This window comes from Stenotrophomonas sp. 2619, assembly GCF_040548725.1.
Taxonomy (GTDB): domain Bacteria; phylum Pseudomonadota; class Gammaproteobacteria; order Xanthomonadales; family Xanthomonadaceae; genus Stenotrophomonas; species Stenotrophomonas maltophilia_AP.
The window spans coordinates 74,009-90,122 of record NZ_JBEPSF010000002.1 but is presented as its reverse complement, the minus strand read 5'-3'; the positions used below and the strand labels follow the sequence as shown (position 1 = coordinate 90,122).

The following is a 16,114-nucleotide window of genomic DNA, read 5'->3' as shown; positions in this document are numbered from 1 at the left end:
CATGAGGCCGGCGCCACAGTGCTGTCATTGGCAATCCACGGAGATCCACGCATGAACAAGACCATGAAGGCCGCTGTCGTCCGCGAATTCGGCAAGCCGTTGCGCATCGAGGAAGTGGAGGTACCGCGGCCCGGCCCCGGCGACATCCTGGTGAAGATCGAGGCCTGTGGTGTCTGCCACACCGACCTGCATGCGGTGGAGGGCGACTGGCCGGTCAAGCCCAACCCGCCGTTCATTCCCGGGCACGAAGGGGTGGGCCACGTGGTCGCGGTGGGTGCGGGTGTCAGCCATATCCGCGAAGGCGACCGCGTCGGCATCCCGTGGCTGTACTCGGCCTGCGGCCATTGCGAGCACTGCATGGGCGGCTGGGAAACGCTGTGCGAAGCGCAGCAGAACACCGGCTACTCGGTCAACGGCGGCTTCGCCGAGTACGCGTTGGCCAATGCCAACTACGTGGGCCTGCTGCCCAAGGGCGTGGGCTTCATCGAGGTCGCGCCGATCCTGTGCGCCGGCGTGACGGTGTACAAGGGCCTGAAGGTTACCGACACCCGTCCTGGCCAGTGGGTGGTGATCTCCGGCATCGGTGGGCTGGGCCACATGGCGGTGCAGTACGCCAAGGCGATGGGCTTGAACGTGGCCGCCGTGGACATCGACGACGGCAAGCTCGCCCTGGCCGAGCGCCTCGGTGCCACGATCACCGTCAACGCGCGCACTACCGACCCGGCTGCGTTCCTGAAGAAGGAAATCGGCGGCGCGCACGGTGCGTTGGTCACGGCGGTATCGCCGAAGGCGTTCGAACAGGCGCTGGGCATGGTCCGCCGCGGTGGCACGGTGTCGTTGAACGGGCTGCCGCCGGGCAACTTCCCGCTGGACATCTTCGGCATGGTGCTCAACGGCATCACCGTGCGCGGCTCGATCGTCGGCACCCGCCTGGACCTGCAGGAATCGCTGGAATTCGCCGAGCAGGGCAAGGTCGCCGCCACGGTCACCAGCGATTCGCTGGAGAACATCAACGACATCTTCGCGCGCATGCACGCCGGCAAAATCGAAGGCCGCGTGGTGCTGGACCTCAACGCCTGACGCACAAGGCAGGCCGCACCCCGCACCGGTAGTGCCGGCCGCTGGCCGGCGCCCAGGACCCCCCAACGATGAACACCCCACCACCCCAGGTAACCGCCACCCTGGCCGCGCTACAGCTGATCCACACGCTGCACGCCCGCCACGGACCGCTGTTGTTCCACCAGTCCGGCGGCTGCTGCGACGGCTCTTCGCCGATGTGCTTCGCCCAGGGCGATTTCATCGTGGGCGACCGCGACGTGCAGCTGGGCGAGATCGGCGGTGCGCCGTTCTACATCAGCGCGCCGCAGTTCGCGTACTGGAAGCACACCCAGCTGATCATCGACGTGGTGCCGGGGCGCGGCGGCATGTTCTCGCTGGAAAACGGCGAGGGCGTGCGCTGCCTGGTGCGCTCGCGGCTGTTCAGCGATGACGAGTTCGCGCAGCTGAAGGAAGCCGGCAAGGTCTGAGCCCGCGCACGCGTCCATAATGGGCACCGTCCCGTTGCCCTGGATCGCCATGTCCGCGTTGTCGCTTGCCAAGACCGTCGTGCTGTCCGTGCTGTGCGTGGTGGTGGCGCTGTTCGTGCTGGGCATGGTCAGCGGTGCCGCCGGCTGGATCGCGCCGTGGATCGGCCTGGGCGATGGTGGGCAGCCGCGCCTGGCCTGGGACCTGGGCTGGACCATCCTCGGCGGGCTGGCCGCCACCGCGTTCGCCGCGCGCTACGCGCCGACGCTGCCTTACGTTCACGGCGGCGTGGTGTGGGCGGTGATCACCGCCGCCTCGGCCTACGCCGCCTGGGACCTGGGCAGCGACTTCCCGTTCTGGTTCGTGCTGGTGCTGCTGCTCTCGCTGCCGCTGCAGGCCGTCGGCATCTGGCTGGGCGCGCGCTATCGCCCGCAGTAGGGCGACCGGCCGTTGGCGCGCGCCTTGCGGCGTCACGCCCCCGGCAGCACCTGCTTCACCGCGTCGATCCCGTCCCACGGATCCTGCTTCAGGCGCTGTGCCCGCTGCAGCGCCTTGGCCATGGGGAACGCATCGGCGGCAGTGATGCGGCCCAGCTCTTCCCAGCGCAGCGGCACCGCCACGCCTGCACCCGGTCGCGCGCGCAGCGACCACGAACTGACACTGGTGGCGCCCCGCGCGTTGCGCAGCCAGTCGATGAAGATCACCCCGGTGCGCTTGGCCTTGCTCATCGTGGCCACGTAGCGGTCCGGCGCATGTTCGGCCATGGCCTGCGCGAACGCCTCGCAGAAGTCCTTGGCCTGGGCCCAGTCGGCCTTGGGCTGCAACGGCACCACCACATGCACGCCCTTGCCCCCGGACAACCGCACGAAGCTCTGCAGGCCGGTGTCCAGCAGCCGGTCGCGCACATCGCGTGCGGCCGACTTCACCTGCGCCCAACTCACCCCGTCGCCGGGGTCCAGGTCGAACACCAGCCGGTCCGGATGCTCCGGATCGGCCACGGTGGCGCCCCAAGGATGCAGCTCCAGGGTGTTCATCTGCACCAGTTGCAGCAGCCCGGCCACGTCCTCGATGTACAGGTAGTCTTCGCGCCCGCTCTTCTGTTCCAGCGGTATCGCGCGCACCGCCTCGCCCAGCCCGGTACCGTGGTGTTTCTGGAAGAAGCAGGGCTTGTCCACGCCGTCCGGGCAACGCAGCACCGACAGCGGCCGCCGCGCCACTTCAGGCAGCACCCAGCGCGCCATCTGCCGGTAGTAGTCAGCCACCTCGCCCTTGGTAATCTTCGCCTTGGCGAACACCACCCGCTCGGGATGGCTGATGCTGACGCCATCGGGGGCGTCGCCTGCCGTCTGTGCACCGGCCTTGGCCTTGCGCGTTGTCTTGTTCATGCCCCTGGCCTTCTCCGTCGCCTGGCCTGCCGCGCCCAGGTCGCCGGCAGACTTGTCCTCGCGCAGCCGCTTGAAGCTGGCCTGGCGCAGCAGCCCTTCCTTGGCCCAGCCGCGGAACGCCACCTCGGCCACCAGCACCGGTTTCACCCAGTGCACGCTGCGCGCCTTGAACGGCACGTGCGCGGGCAGTTCCACCCCCGCGTCGGCTACGGCCAGCGGCTTCAGCTGCCGGGTGAGCGCGCCCAGCAGCGCATCATCGAACCCGGTGCCAACCCGCCCCACGTAGCGCAGGCCGCCCTTGTCCGGGGTGGCCATCAACAGCGAGCCGAAGCCGCTGCGCGCGCCCTTGGGGTCGGTGTAGCCCACGATCAGGAATTCGTCGGTGCTCTCGTGCTTGATCTTGATCCACGCCGGCGAGCGCGCGTTGACGTAGGGCGCGTCCACGCGCTTGCTGATGATGCCCTCGAACCCGGCCTCACCACTGGCGGTAAACACCGCCGGTCCATGGTCAAGCACGTGGTCGCTGTAGGCCAGCGTGCCCGGCCCCGGACCGATCAGCTCCTTGAGCAATGCCTTGCGCTGCAGCAGCGCGCAGCGGCTGATATCCACCCCGGCGATGCCGGGCATGTCGAACACCACGTAGCGCAGCGGCTGTTTGGCGGTGCCGTCGATGACCTTCTGCAAGGCGGTGAAATCGCTGCGGCCCTGCGCATCAAGCACCACCAGTTCGCCGTCCAGGCGCAGGTCGCGCACCGGCAACGCGGCGATGGCCTGCACCACTTCGGGAAAATCGTCGGTCCAGTTCAGGCCGCCACGCGAGCGCAGCGCTACCACCCCGTCGTTGACCTCGGCCAGCAGGCGGTAGCCGTCCCATTTGATCTCGTGCAGCCAGCCGTCGCCGTCCGGTGCGGTTGCGCGGTGGTCGGTGAGCTGGGGCTTGAAGCCGGGCGGGTAAGGGGCGTCGCGCGCGCCATCCAGCGCCAGCGCGCGGGTGCGCCAGCGCGCATCGGCCTTGCGCGCGGGCGTGGCCGTGCGTTTGCCGGCCTTGGCGGCGGCGGGTGCGCGCTTGGTCGCTGCCGCACGCGTGCGGGCGGCGCCACGTGGCGGCGGTGTGTCCAGCATGTCATCGGCCTCTGCGTCGCGTGCCTGCGCATCGTCGCGCTTGATCAGCAGCCACTGGTGCTGCTTGCCCTTCATCGCCGTGCGCACCAGCTTCCAGCCGCCGTTGAGGCGCTCACCGTGCAGCACGAAGTCGAGCTTGCCGGCGGCAATCGCCTCCAGCGGGTCGCCGTCGCAGGCCCAGGTGCCATGGTCGTACACGTCCACATGCCCGGCGCCGTAGTGACCGGCAGGAATATCGCCTTCGAAACCCGCATAGGACAGCGGGTGGTCCTCCACCTCCACCGCCAGGCGCTTTTCGCCCGCGCGCAGCGACGGCCCTTTGGGTACCGCCCAGCTCTTGAGCACGCCATCGGCTTCCAGCCGGAAATCGTAGTGGCGCGAACTGGCATGGTGCAGCTGCACCACGAAGATCGGGCGCCGCGCCGGCGCACCGCGGCGGTCGGCGTCCGGCTCGGGGGTGCCGTCGAAACGACGCTTGCGGCGGTATTCCTGCAGCGACATCGGCGTTTACCCGGCCTTGCGCGCAGGGGTGGCGCGCTTGGTCGGGGATTTCTTCGCGGCCTTGGCCACCTTGGCGGCTGCCTTCGCCGGTGCCTTGGCTTTCTTCGCCACCGCCTTCTTCGGTGCCGCCGTCACCGCGGTCTTCCTGGCCGGTGTGCGCTTCTTGGCGTCCAGGCTCTTCTGCAGCAGCGACATGAAGTCGACCACGTTGGTGGCGTCGTCCTCGCGCGGCGTCGGCTCTTCGTCCACCTTGGTGGTGCCGCCCTTGGCCTTGATCCGCTTCTTCAACAGCGTCTGCAGCCGCTCGCGGAATTCGTCGTGGTAATCATCGGGTTTCCACTCGCCGGACATCGACTCGATCAGCTGTTCGGCCATGGCCGTTTCCTTGCTGTTGATCCGGTAGTCGGCCAGTGACCCGGCGGGCAATTTATAGTCTTCCGGGTCCACCAGTTCCTGTGGATAACGCAGGATCATCAGCACCAGCGCGTCGCCGTGCGGCATCACCGCGCACAGGTACTCGCGGGTGCGCACCACCACCCGGGCAATGCCCACCTTGTCGGTCTTCCGCAGGGTTTCGCGCAGCAGTACATAGCCCTTCTCGGCCTTCTTGGCCGGCACCAGCAGGTAGGGCTTCTCGTAGTAGCGCGGGTCGATCGTGCTGGCATCGACGAAGGTCTCCACCTCGACCGCCTCATGGCTTTCCGGGGCCGCCGAGCGGATGTCGTCCTCCTCCAGCACCACGTAGCTGCCCTTGTCGTACTCGTAGGCCTTGACGATGTCCTTCCACGGCACTTCTTCACCGGTGTCGGCGTTGACCCGCTCGAAGCGGATCGGCTTGCGGTCGCGTGAATCGAGCATACGGAACTGCAGGTCGACCTTGCGCTCGCCGGACATCAGCGACACCGGGACATTGAGCAGGCCGAACGAGAGGGTACCGGTCCAGATCGGTCGGGCCATGGCGGGGCCACTCCAACGCTACAGGGGGAGGGCAGCTGTACCGCGACACACGTGAAACGCCCGTGTCCGCGCCGTGCAGGGGCCCTTTACGGGCTACTGCAGCAGGCCGTGCACCGCCGCCGGTGGCATGTGGTCCAGCGCCAGCCAGGCATCCTCGACGATGCCGCGGGCCTGCCCCCAGCCCAGCCGCGACTGCCCGCGCATCTGTTCCCAGTGCTCGGCCAGCTCGCCGTCGGTGTCGTCGTCGTTGCCGCGTGGCCAGGCCGCATAGTGCGTGGTCAGGGCGAACGCATACGCCGGGTACAGATCACGCCAGCTGCGGTGGCCATGCCCGCGGCGGCGCTCGTAGTCGTTGCGCATGTACTGCAGGTAGTCCTGCGCCACCGCCTGGGCTTCCTCGGTGCGCTCGCGGCGCACGCGGCGCGTGTTGCGGGTCGGCTGCAGGTAGGCGTTGAACAGCGCGGGGACGGCGCGACGGTCCAGGCGGGGCATGGCACGACTCCGGCGGTACGGGGCAGGCAGGAATAGTCCCGCCGCCGTTAGCCAGCCGTGACAGATCCGTTCACGGCAGGCGATTCGCAGGGACTTCACCCGCCAAGCGCTGTAGTGGAGTTCCCCCCGTTCCGGAGTGATTCCCATGCCACGCGATCCTCTGCGCGAAGCCAGCACCCCGGTGCCTGGCGAACAGCACGCCAAACATGACAACCAGGACGCCGAAGACCGCGGCGCCGGGATGTCTCCCCCGACCGAAGCGGACCACCTGCCGGTGGTCTCCGGCCCCAGCCACGGCTACCGCGACCGCAAGGACCCCACCGGCGTGCCGCACCCGGGCGGGCGGGAAAACCAGGAACAGCGCCAGGCGCGCAAGGAACACGCCAGCGACAACCAGGATGAAGCCCTGGACGAAACCTTCCCGGCCAGCGACCCGACCTCGCCGTTCGTGCCGGCCAAGATCCCGCGGTAAGCGTCAAGCGGTGGCCGGTGACCGCCAAGCGGCCATCGGCCCGCTGATCACGGCGCCCACTGCCACTGCAGGCCCACGCCCACCCGACGGTCCGGGCCGGGCTCGAAGTACCGCTGGTTGCCGTCGTTGACGATCACCGAGCCGATGTAGCGCTGGTCCAGCACGTTGTCGATGCGCGCGAAGGCCCGCAGCGTGCCCTGCGCAGTCTTCCAGCGCCGCGCCGCTTCCAGATTCAGCAGTGCATACCCGGCCGCCTTCTCGGTGGCCAGGTCGTTCACCACCGTGTCGCTGGAGGCCACCAGTTCGGCGGCCCACTGCCACGGCCCGGGCGTGTACTGCATCCGCGCGTTCCACTGCTGCCGGGGTACGCCGGGCAGGCGCGCGCCGGCCGGCACCGTGTTGCAGCCGGCCGTACCGCAGAGCGGGTACGCATCGCGCACCGTGGCTTCGATCCAGGTGTAGGCCACGGCCAGCTCGGTCTGTGCGCCCAGGGGCTGCACGTAGCTGGCTTCGGCGCCCTGCCGCCGGGTACGGCCGATGTTGCGGTAGGTGGCACGCCCGCCGCTGTTGCTGGCCACCGCCAGTTCGTCATCGGTGTCCGCCCGGAACAGGGCCGCCTCCAGCCGCGCGCCGCTCTGTGCGTGCCATTTGCTGCCCACTTCCAGGTTGCGGCTGCGCGCGGCCGACAGGTCCAGCGCCAGCCCGGCCTGGCCATCGGCGCGGTAGCCCAGCTCGTTGAACGTGGGCGTTTCAAAGCCCCGCCCCGCCGAGGCGTACAGCCGCCAGGCATCACTGGCGCGGAACACCACCCCGGCCACCGGCGTGGTGGCTTCATAGCGGCGCGCACCGCTGTCATCGGGGTTGCGGGCGGTGATGTAGTGGTCGTTGGAGCGGAACCGCACGGTGCTGTGGCGCAGGCCCAGCAGCAGCGACCAGCGCGGAGCCCATTGCCACCACGCCTGGGCGAACTGATCAAGGTTCTCGACCCGGTCGGCCTGGTCGCGGCGCAGGCGGCCCTTGACGCCCAGCTCGTCGCCCACGAAGTTCTCGTAACCGCGGCGATCCTGCAGCTGACGGTCGGCATTGGCGCCGATCACCAGGTCCAGCGGCCGCCCGGCCCAGTCGCCGTGCCAGCTCCAGCGCGCGTCCACGCCGCCGTAATCGCCGTCCAGGTCGATCACCCCGCCGGCATGCAGCGGGCTGGCCTGCGGCCCGGGGGGAATGGCCAGGTACTGTTCCACGCTGCGTTGCCCGGCATAGCCCATCGCCCGCCAGGTATGGGCGCCGTCGGTGCGGGTGAAGACCAGCCCGGCCTGGGCCTGGCGCACCGATTTGCGGGTGTTGTACTGGGTGGCCACGGCGGTGGCCTGGCGCGGATCGGCATTGACCTGGGCCCGGCTCAGGCCGAGCGGGTCCTGCGCGTCGGGCGAATCGAAGTAGTTCAGCACCAGGTCCAGCTGGCCGCCGCCCACATCGGTGCCCAGCCGCGCATTGACCGACTCGCGGCGGGCCGCGCTGTGGTCGCGCCAGCCATCGGTGCGGAAGTGGTTGGCGGCCACGTTGTAGCGGATCGGTCCCTGCTGGCCGCGCAGCTGCGCGCCGGCGCTGAGGGTGTTGTCGCTGCCCGTGTCCAGGCGCAGTCGCCACGGGTCGCCCGGCGCGCCGTCGGCGCTGAACACCTGCACCACGCCACCGGAAGAGTTGCCGTACAGCGCCGAGAACGGCCCGCGCAGCACGTCCACCCGCTGCGCCGAGAGCAGGCTCGCATGGGAAAGTTGGCCCTGGCCGTCGGGCATGGTGGCCGGCACGCCGTCCACCAGCACGCGTACCCCGCGCACCCCGAAGGTGGACCGTGCGCCGAAGCCCCGGATCGACAGCTGGGTGTCCTGTGCATAGTTCTGGCGGTCGCGCGCCACCACGCCGGGGATGCCGCCCAGCGCTTCGGAGATCTGGGCCAGGGTTCCATTGGCATCGTCATCCAGCCAGACCGTGCTGATCGAGGCCGGCAGGTCCGCATCGTCTACCTGCTGCACGCGCGCCGCCTGCACCTGAACCGTGGGCAGGCGCTCGATCGGCGGGGTTTCGGCCGGGGCAGGCGCGGCCTGTGCCGGGTTCGGCAGCAGCGCCGCCGAAAGCAGCGCGGAGGGGACGACAAACGCGGAAAAACGCAGCATACGGGCAGGGGTCCTCAGCGGCAGGGCACGCCGCACGCCATGGTACGGAAGATGACGTGACGGCGGCTGCCGCGCCCACGGCGCGGCTTTGTTAGGATGGCTTGGTTTTGGCTGATTCTGCCGCAACCTGCGTCGCGCCAACCTCCCCCCTTCCGTCATCCGAATGAGTACCGCCGTGTCCTTCTTTGCAAATGTGGAACTGGTCCCAGGCGACCCGATCCTGGGCCTGACCGAGGCTTACAACGCCGACAGCCGCTCGACCAAGGTCAACCTGGGCGTGGGCATCTACTACGACGAAAGCGGCCGCATTCCGCTGCTCCGCGCCGTCAAACAGATCGAACAGCAGCTTGCCGATGAAGCCAAACCGCGCGGCTACCTGCCGATCGACGGCCTGCCGGCCTACAACCAGGCCACCCGCGAACTGGTGTTCGGCAAGGACTCGCCGCTGCTGGCCGCCGGCCGCGTGGCCACCTCGCAGACCATCGGTGGCAGCGGTGCGCTGCGCGTGGGTGCCGACCTGCTGCACCGCCTGCTGCCGCACGCCACCATCGCCATCAGCAATCCCAGCTGGGAAAACCACCGCGCGGTGTTCGGCGCCGCCGGTTTCGAGGTCGTGGAATACAGCTACTTCGACCCGACCACCCACGGCGTGGATTTCGACGCCATGCTGGCCGATCTGGGCAAGCTGCAGCCGGGTACCGTGGTGCTGCTGCACGCCTGCTGCCACAACCCGACCGGCGCCGACCTCACCGTCGCGCAGTGGAAGCAGGTGGCCGAGCTGTTGAAGGACCGCCAGCTGTTCCCGTTCATCGACATGGCCTACCAGGGCTTTGACAAGGGCATCAGCGAAGACGGCGCCGCGGTGCGCATCATCGCCGAGGCCGGCATCGACAGCTTCGTGGTCGCCAACTCGTACTCCAAGTCGTTCTCGCTGTATGGCGAACGCATTGGCGCGCTGTCGGTGGTGGCCCCGGACGCGGCCTCGGCCAAGGCCGTGCAGTCGCAGGTCAAGCGCATCATCCGCACCATCTATTCCAGCCCGTCCAACCACGGCGCTGCGCTGGTGGCCGGCGTGCTCAACAGCGTTGAGCTGCGCCAGGTGTGGGAAGCGGACCTGACCGAGATGCGCGAGCGCATCCACGCCCTGCGCCACGGCCTGGTGGAGAACCTGGTCGCCGCCGGCGCGCCGCAGTTCGCCTTCATCAACGACCAGGCCGGCATGTTCTCGTACTCGGGCCTGACCCGCCCGCAGGTGGACCGCCTGCGCGACGAGTTCGGCATCTACGCCGTCGGCACCGGCCGCATCTGCGTGGCCGCGCTGAACCAGGGCAACCTGGCGTACGTGGCCAAGGCCGTGGCGACCGTCGCCAAGGGCTGATCGGCGCGCGCTGCAGCACCCCAGGAACGGCCGCCCAGTGCGGCCGTTCCTGTGTCCGGGTCCCTGCGGCCTGTGCGGCCCTGACTTCCTGACCTGACGCGCTGTCCTGCGCCTGCCTCGTAATGCCCGCGGCAACGGGCGACAATACGGCCCCCAAATGTCTTTGGCAGCCATTCCATGTCCCGTACGTCGCTTACCCGGTACCTGATCGAAGAGCAGCATGCCGGCCGCATCAACGCCGACCTGCGCCAGCTGATCGCCGTCGTCGCCCGCGCCTGCACCAGCATCTCCATCGCGGTCAGCAAGGGCGCGCTCGGTGGCGTGCTGGGCGAGGCCGGCACCGGCAACGTGCAGGGCGAAGCGCAGAAGAAGCTGGACGTCATCAGCAACGAGATCCTGCTCGAGGCCAACGCCTGGGGCGGTCACCTTGCCGCCTGCGCCTCGGAGGAAATGGACCACTGCCAGCCCGTGCCGGACACCTACCCGCGCGGTGACTTCCTGCTGCTGTTCGATCCCCTCGATGGCAGCTCCAACATCGACGTCAACGTCTCGGTCGGCACCATCTTCTCGGTGCTGCGCTGCCCGCCCGGCACCGAACAGCCCAACGACGCCAGCTTCCTGCAGCCGGGCACCGCGCAGGTTGCCGCCGGTTATTGCATCTACGGCCCCAGCACGCAGATGGTGCTCACCGTGGGCCACGGCACCCATGCCTTCACCCTGGACCGCGAGAAGGGCGAGTTCGTGCTGACCACGCCGGACATGCAGATTCCCGCCGACACCCAGGAATTTGCCATCAACATGTCCAACCAGCGCCATTGGGAAGCCCCCATGCAGGGCTACGTGCAGGACCTGCTGGCCGGCAAGGAAGGCACGCGCGGCAAGAACTTCAACATGCGCTGGATCGCCAGCATGGTGGCCGACGTGCACCGCATCCTTACCCGCGGCGGCATCTTCATCTACCCGTGGGACAAGAAGGACCCGTCCAAGGCCGGCAAGCTGCGCCTGATGTACGAAGCCAACCCGATGGGCCTGCTGGTGGAACAGGCTGGTGGCGCGGCCACCACCGGCCGCGAGCGCATCCTGGACATCCAGCCCGACCAGCTGCACCAGCGCGTGCCGGTGTTCCTTGGCTCGCGCAATGAAGTGGCCGAAGCCACCCGCTATCACCGCGAGCACGACAGCGCGCAGGGCTGATCGCAACGCACGGGGCCGGCCCGCCGCCGGCCCTGTGCGTGCCATGGAAAAACCTTACGTGGCAACGGCGTGACATCGGCCAGCGCAGCGGTCACCATCGGGGCCAGATGCCCACGGATGACCCCATGACGGCCGATACGCAGCACGACTTCATCGAAGTAATCCACAACGCCATCCCCGCCGATGTGTGTGCCGCCATCCAGGCCAGGATGCGAACCAGTGCGCAGTTGCGGCCCGGCGAAGTGGGCAGCGGCGTGTTCCCGGAACTCAAGCACAGCAAGGATCTGCGCATCAGCGGCGACGCGGCGTGGCGCGATGTGGACATGCTGTTGCAGCAGGCGGTGTTTCGCGGTGTTTTGAGTTATCTACGGCGTTATCCACAGGCACTGATCTCGCCGCTGATGTTGCAGATCCAAGACAGCGAAGGCAAACCGCGCCGCCTGGCAGCCGACGATTTCCCTGGCATGGACGATGCAACGTTGTCGGATCTGGCCCGTACGTGCCTGCGACCCGGTGCCATCAATCTGCAATGGTATGCAGCGGGCGAGGGTGGCTATCCCTATTGGCATTGCGAGCTGTACCCGCGCGATCCCGCCGGCGAAACGCTGCACCGCCACCTGCTGTGGACGCTCTACCTCAACGACGATTTCGAGCAGGGCGAAACCGAGTTCCTGTTCCAGCAGCGCAAGATCGCCCCGCGCACCGGCAGCCTGCTGATCGCCCCGACGGCGTTCACCCACACCCACCGCGGCAACCGCCCGCAGGGTGGGGACAAGTTCATCGCCACCAGCTGGGTGCTGTTCCAGAGTGCGCAGAAGCTGTTCGCAGGCAACTGACGGCGACACCACGCAAGCCCCGGTAGTGCCGGCCGCTGGCCGGCTCCCGACACACCTACCGCAGACCCGTCGCCATCACGGCAACGCGTCCGCAGTGCAGGTTCCCATGCATCCCGTCGTCCCGCGACGCTCTAGAACAACGACCCCTGCGGCGACTCCACCCGCGGCGGCAACGGTCGGACGAACTTGTCGCAGTCCAACTTCGGCCAGTGGCTGTTCTGCGCGTCGAACCCCAATCGCCTGCGTGCAAGCTTGAAGCGGCTCGACAATAGATCGGCATACACACCTTCGCCGCGCATGCGGCTGCCGAACTCGCTGTTGTAGTCCTTGCCACCGCGCAGCTGGTTGATGGTGCTCATCACGTGCGCGGCGCGGTCGGGGTGGTGGGTATCGAGCCAGTCGCGGAACAACGGAGCCACTTCGAGCGGCAGGCGCAGCAGTACATAGCCCGCGGTGGATGCGCCGGCATCGCGCGCGGCTTCCAGCACCGCTTCCAGTTCGGCGTCGTTGATCCACGGGATCACCGGGGCCACCATTACCCCGACCGGGATACCCGCGTCGTGCAGGCGGCGCATCGCGCGCAGGCGGGCGTGCGGTGCCGACGCGCGCGGTTCCAGCTTGGCCGACAGGTGCGGGTCGAGCGAGGTCACCGAGAAGTGCACGCTCACCAGGTTCTGTTCGGCGAGCGGCGCCAGCAGATCGATATCGCGTTCGACCAGGGCGTTCTTGGTGATCAGCGAAAACGGGTGCCGCGTTTCCAGCATGACTTCGATCAGCTGGCGGGTGAGTTTCAGCTTGCGCTCGATCGGCTGGTAGGCGTCGGTGTTGATGCCCAGCGCAATCGGCTGCGGCACATAACCGGGGCGCGAGAACTCCTTGCGCAGCAGCTGCGGTGCGTTGGTCTTGGCGAACAGTTTGGTTTCGAAGTCCAACCCGGGCGACAGGTTGAGGTAGGCATGCGACGGCCGCGCGAAGCAGTACGAGCAGCCGTGCTCGCAGCCGCGGTACGGGTTCACCGATTGGCTGAAGCCCACGTCCGGCGACTTGTTGCGGCTGATGATGCTGCGCGCGGTCTGGGCCCGCACTTCGGTGCGCAGGCGCGGCGCGAGAAACTCCTCGCTCTCCCCGGCGTCCCAGCCATCGTGCACGGCTTCGCTGACGGTGACCTCGAAGCGGCCCGCCAGGTGGGTGGTGGAACCTCGGCCTTTGATCGCGATACCCATCGATCGAGGTTATCGCCGTGGTGTCTCAGTGGCTGCGACGGCAGGGTGGGGAAGCATGTGCGGTAACCCACGGATCGGGATTAGTAGTATTGCTAACCACAGCCCTATGTCAACCGGCAAAGCCTTGCAGCCATTGGGTTCTGGCCGAAATCGGGGGAATTGGTCCCCATACTTGTCCACAGGCCAGAATCGGACATCGCTGCTGGCCCGGCATCGGCCATTACAGGGCCGTCAGGGGGCCAATTGCGCCAGGTAGCCCTTCACCGTGGCGTCCAGCCCGGCGTACAGGGCCTCGCTGATCAGCGCGTGTCCGATGGACACTTCCAGAACGTCCGGCACCGCCGCCAGGAAGGCGCGCAGGTTGTCCTGCGAGAGGTCGTGCCCGGCATTCACGCCCAGGCCTGCGGCCTGCGCACGGCGGGCAGCGTCGGCGAACAGGGCCAGCATGGCCCCGGCATCGCCGGCCGCGTGTGCTTCGGCGTAGGGGCCGGTGTAGAGCTCGATGCGGTCGGCACCGATCACGGCGGCCTGGGCCATGTCCGGATTACCGGCATCCACGAACAGGCTGACCCGGCAGCCATGGGATTTCAGTTCGGCGATCAGCGGGCGCAGCCGCTCTGCATCGCGGTCGAAGTCGAAGCCGTGGTCGGAGGTGAGCTGCCCGTCGCCATCGGGCACCAGGGTGGCCTGCGCCGGACGGGTCTGCGCGCACAGCGGCAGCAGCCCCGGGTAGCCCTCGCGTGGCGGCGCGAACGGGTTGCCCTCGATGTTGAATTCCACGCCACGTGCCGTGGTCAGCGCCGACAGCGCCAGCACGTCCTCGGCATGGATGTGGCGGCGGTCCGGGCGCGGGTGCACGGTGATGCCATGCGCGCCGGCGTCCAGGCAGGCACGGGCGGCCTGCAGCACGTCCGGGTCGGTGCCGCCGCGCGAGTTGCGCAGGACGGCGATCTTGTTGACGTTGACGCTGAGCTGGGTCATGGCACTACAGGGGGTCGGAGTCTTCTTCGACGAGCTGGCGACGGGCCTGGGCCTGTTCGCGCAGCCGGCGCAGTTCGGTGGGATCGATCACGCTGGAGATGTCGCGCTGGAGGTTGCCGAAGCGCGCCACGTACAGCCCGCGCACCCACGCCAGCAGGAACACCAGCGCACCGAACAGGGCGAGCAGCATCAGCGACATCTGGGGCACCTTCAGTGCCAGGGCGAAGCAGCCCAGCGCAAGCAGCAGGAACAGCCAATGCATCGTCATTCTCCCCGTTGACCGCGCCAGTGTAGCGCCGCCGGCCCATGCGGTTCCACGTGCGCGGTCACAACAGCGGCGAGGCCAGCCGCGCGAATGCTTCCGGTACCCGGTGCCGCCAGAGGGAGCGGCTGCGGTCGTTGTGCACCCGCACCGAGGCGTCGAACTCGGCCGCCAGGATGCGCTCCAGCGCCGCCACCCGGTCTTCGTCCACCAGCATCATCGACAGCTCGAAGTTGAGCCGGAAGCTGCGGTGGTCGAAGTTGGCGCTGCCCACGATGCAGACGTTGTGGTCGGCAATGAAGGCCTTGGTGTGCAGCATGCGCGGGCCGTATTCGTAGATCTTCACCCCGGCCTGCAGCAGTTCGTCGAAGTAGGAGCGCGCGGCCTGGGTGACGAACCAGGAATCGCTCATCTTCGGCACCAGCAGGCGCACGTCCAGGCCACCCAGTGCGGCCGAGGTCAGCGCCATGCGCGCGGCCTCGCCGGGCACGAAGTAGGGCGTCACCAGCCAGACCCGTTCGCGCGCCTCGTGGATGGCGGCGACCTGCAGACGGTGGATGGTTTCCCAGGCCGAGTCGGGGCCGGACACCAGCACCTGCGCATCGATGCGGCCGTCGGCGCGGCTGGGCATGTCGTTGGGCCACAGCTGGGCGATGGCGAAGCGCTCGGGCGGCTGCGCGGTGGCGTAGATCCAGTCTTCGATGAAGACCAGCTGCAGGCTGCGCACGACGTGGCCGGTCAGCCGCATGTGCAGGTCGCGGTAGGCATCGGGACGACGGCGTTCGTCTTCTTCGTCGGTGATGTTGATCCCGCCGGTGAAAGCTGTGCGCCCATCGATCACCACCAGCTTGCGGTGGGTGCGCATGTTCAACCACGGGCGCTTGAACGGCTTGAGCAGCTGACGCGGATGGAACCACGCTACTTCGCCACCGGCATCCAGCAGCGGCTGCAGGAAGCGCCTGCGGAGTGCCGAGGACCCCACCGCATCCAACAGCAGCCGCACCCGCACGCCCTCGCGGGCGCGCTCGACCAGGGCGTCGCGCAACGCGGTGCCGGCATGGTCGGGGTTGAAGATGTAGTACTCCACGTGCACGTGGTCGCGTGCCTGCGCGATGGCGGCCAACAGCGCGGTGTAGGTGGCGCCGCCGTCCACCAGCCACTCCACCTCGGTGGCCGAGGTGGGCGCCAGGCCGGTCGTGGCCTGGGCGATCTTGGCCAGCTCGGTGCAGTCCGCGTCGGGCGGGCACACGCTGCTGTAGTGCTCCATGCCCGAGCGCGCGCGACCGCGGCGCAGGCGCTGCCGCTTCACCTTCTGCGGGCCCAGCAGGTAGTAGATGAACAACCCCAGGTAGGGCAGGGCGGCCAGCGACAGGATCCAGCTCAGCGTGGCCACCGGCTCGCGTTTCTGCAGCATGATCCAGCCGGTCAGCCACAGCAGGTAGAGGATGTAGGCCGCCACCAGCAGGGGACGGAGGTGCGGGATGGCGTCGAGCCAGGCCGCAAGGGCAGGGTAGGTGGCGAGCATGGGCGGATGATAGCGGGCCGCGTGCGTTGCGCGCGTACCCGGCGCGGCGGTCAGCGGCCGCCCATAAAAAAAACGCCCCTGTCTCCAG

The 16,114-nt window shown here is 68.5% G+C and carries 15 protein-coding genes; 7 read left to right on the top strand and 8 right to left on the bottom strand.

Going from position 1 to position 16,114, the window contains the following annotated elements:
• Positions 1 to 51 precede the first annotated feature (51 nt).
• The 3 genes from adhP to ABIA71_RS03090 all read left to right on the top strand — a co-directional run bounded on the left by adhP (position 52) and on the right by ABIA71_RS03090 (position 1,962).
• Positions 52 to 1,080, top strand: a complete 1,029-nt coding sequence (adhP, locus tag ABIA71_RS03100; protein ID WP_354283043.1) for an alcohol dehydrogenase AdhP — start codon at positions 52 to 54, stop codon at positions 1,078 to 1,080.
• 68 nt (positions 1,081 to 1,148) lie between these two features.
• The gene (locus ABIA71_RS03095) at positions 1,149 to 1,526 is read left to right on the top strand and encodes a DUF779 domain-containing protein (protein ID WP_354283041.1); all 378 of its coding nucleotides are present in this window, start codon (positions 1,149 to 1,151) and stop codon (positions 1,524 to 1,526) included.
• Between the two features lie 49 nt (positions 1,527 to 1,575).
• Positions 1,576 to 1,962, top strand: coding sequence for a hypothetical protein (locus tag ABIA71_RS03090; RefSeq protein WP_354283039.1), 387 nt, complete (start codon positions 1,576 to 1,578; stop codon positions 1,960 to 1,962).
• Positions 1,963 to 1,994: 32 nt separating this feature from the next.
• On the opposite strand, the gene ligD is transcribed toward ABIA71_RS03090, so the two are convergent.
• From ligD to ABIA71_RS03075, 3 genes are all read right to left on the bottom strand, one after another.
• Positions 1,995 to 4,532 (bottom strand): DNA ligase D, encoded by a 2,538-nt coding sequence (ligD, locus tag ABIA71_RS03085; protein WP_354283037.1) that lies wholly within the window; start codon positions 4,530 to 4,532, stop codon positions 1,995 to 1,997.
• A gap of 6 nt (positions 4,533 to 4,538) precedes the next feature.
• Positions 4,539 to 5,489, bottom strand: coding sequence for a non-homologous end joining protein Ku (gene ku, locus ABIA71_RS03080; protein ID WP_354283035.1), 951 nt, complete (start codon positions 5,487 to 5,489; stop codon positions 4,539 to 4,541).
• A 93-nt stretch (positions 5,490 to 5,582) separates the two neighbouring features.
• The gene (locus ABIA71_RS03075) at positions 5,583 to 5,981 is read right to left on the bottom strand and encodes a hypothetical protein (protein WP_354283033.1); all 399 of its coding nucleotides are present in this window, start codon (positions 5,979 to 5,981) and stop codon (positions 5,583 to 5,585) included.
• A 145-nt stretch (positions 5,982 to 6,126) separates the two neighbouring features.
• On the opposite strand from ABIA71_RS03075, the gene ABIA71_RS03070 reads away from it, so the two are divergent.
• Entirely contained in the window at positions 6,127 to 6,453 is a 327-nt protein-coding gene (locus ABIA71_RS03070) for a hypothetical protein (protein ID WP_128095312.1), read from the top strand.
• A gap of 47 nt (positions 6,454 to 6,500) precedes the next feature.
• Here the strand turns inward: ABIA71_RS03070 and ABIA71_RS03065 are convergent, their stop codons facing one another.
• On the bottom strand, positions 6,501 to 8,627 hold the full coding sequence (locus ABIA71_RS03065) for a TonB-dependent receptor family protein (RefSeq protein WP_354283031.1): 2,127 nt from the start codon (positions 8,625 to 8,627) through the stop codon (positions 6,501 to 6,503).
• A gap of 175 nt (positions 8,628 to 8,802) precedes the next feature.
• On the opposite strand from ABIA71_RS03065, the gene ABIA71_RS03060 reads away from it, so the two are divergent.
• The 3 genes from ABIA71_RS03060 (at position 8,803) to ABIA71_RS03050 (ending at position 12,035) form a co-directional block, all read left to right on the top strand.
• Positions 8,803 to 10,005 (top strand): amino acid aminotransferase, encoded by a 1,203-nt coding sequence (locus ABIA71_RS03060; RefSeq protein WP_354283029.1) that lies wholly within the window; start codon positions 8,803 to 8,805, stop codon positions 10,003 to 10,005.
• 177 nt (positions 10,006 to 10,182) lie between these two features.
• Positions 10,183 to 11,199: a class 1 fructose-bisphosphatase gene (locus ABIA71_RS03055; protein ID WP_354283027.1), complete on the top strand. Its 1,017-nt coding sequence runs from the start codon at positions 10,183 to 10,185 to the stop codon at positions 11,197 to 11,199.
• A gap of 125 nt (positions 11,200 to 11,324) precedes the next feature.
• Positions 11,325 to 12,035 carry a 2OG-Fe(II) oxygenase gene (locus ABIA71_RS03050; protein WP_128095309.1) on the top strand — a complete coding sequence of 237 codons (711 nt, stop codon included), beginning with the start codon at positions 11,325 to 11,327 and terminating at the stop codon, positions 12,033 to 12,035.
• Between the two features lie 131 nt (positions 12,036 to 12,166).
• On the opposite strand, the gene ABIA71_RS03045 is transcribed toward ABIA71_RS03050, so the two are convergent.
• The 4 genes from ABIA71_RS03045 to cls form a co-directional block, all read right to left on the bottom strand.
• Positions 12,167 to 13,258: a PA0069 family radical SAM protein gene (locus ABIA71_RS03045; protein ID WP_354283025.1), complete on the bottom strand. Its 1,092-nt coding sequence runs from the start codon at positions 13,256 to 13,258 to the stop codon at positions 12,167 to 12,169.
• Between the two features lie 231 nt (positions 13,259 to 13,489).
• Positions 13,490 to 14,239: a pyridoxine 5'-phosphate synthase gene (locus tag ABIA71_RS03040; RefSeq protein ID WP_354283023.1), complete on the bottom strand. Its 750-nt coding sequence runs from the start codon at positions 14,237 to 14,239 to the stop codon at positions 13,490 to 13,492.
• Positions 14,240 to 14,243: 4 nt separating this feature from the next.
• Positions 14,244 to 14,501: a hypothetical protein gene (locus tag ABIA71_RS03035; protein WP_354283021.1), complete on the bottom strand. Its 258-nt coding sequence runs from the start codon at positions 14,499 to 14,501 to the stop codon at positions 14,244 to 14,246.
• Positions 14,502 to 14,565: 64 nt separating this feature from the next.
• Positions 14,566 to 16,026, bottom strand: coding sequence for a cardiolipin synthase (gene cls / locus ABIA71_RS03030; protein ID WP_354283019.1), 1,461 nt, complete (start codon positions 16,024 to 16,026; stop codon positions 14,566 to 14,568).
• Between the last annotated feature and the right edge of the window lie 88 nt (positions 16,027 to 16,114).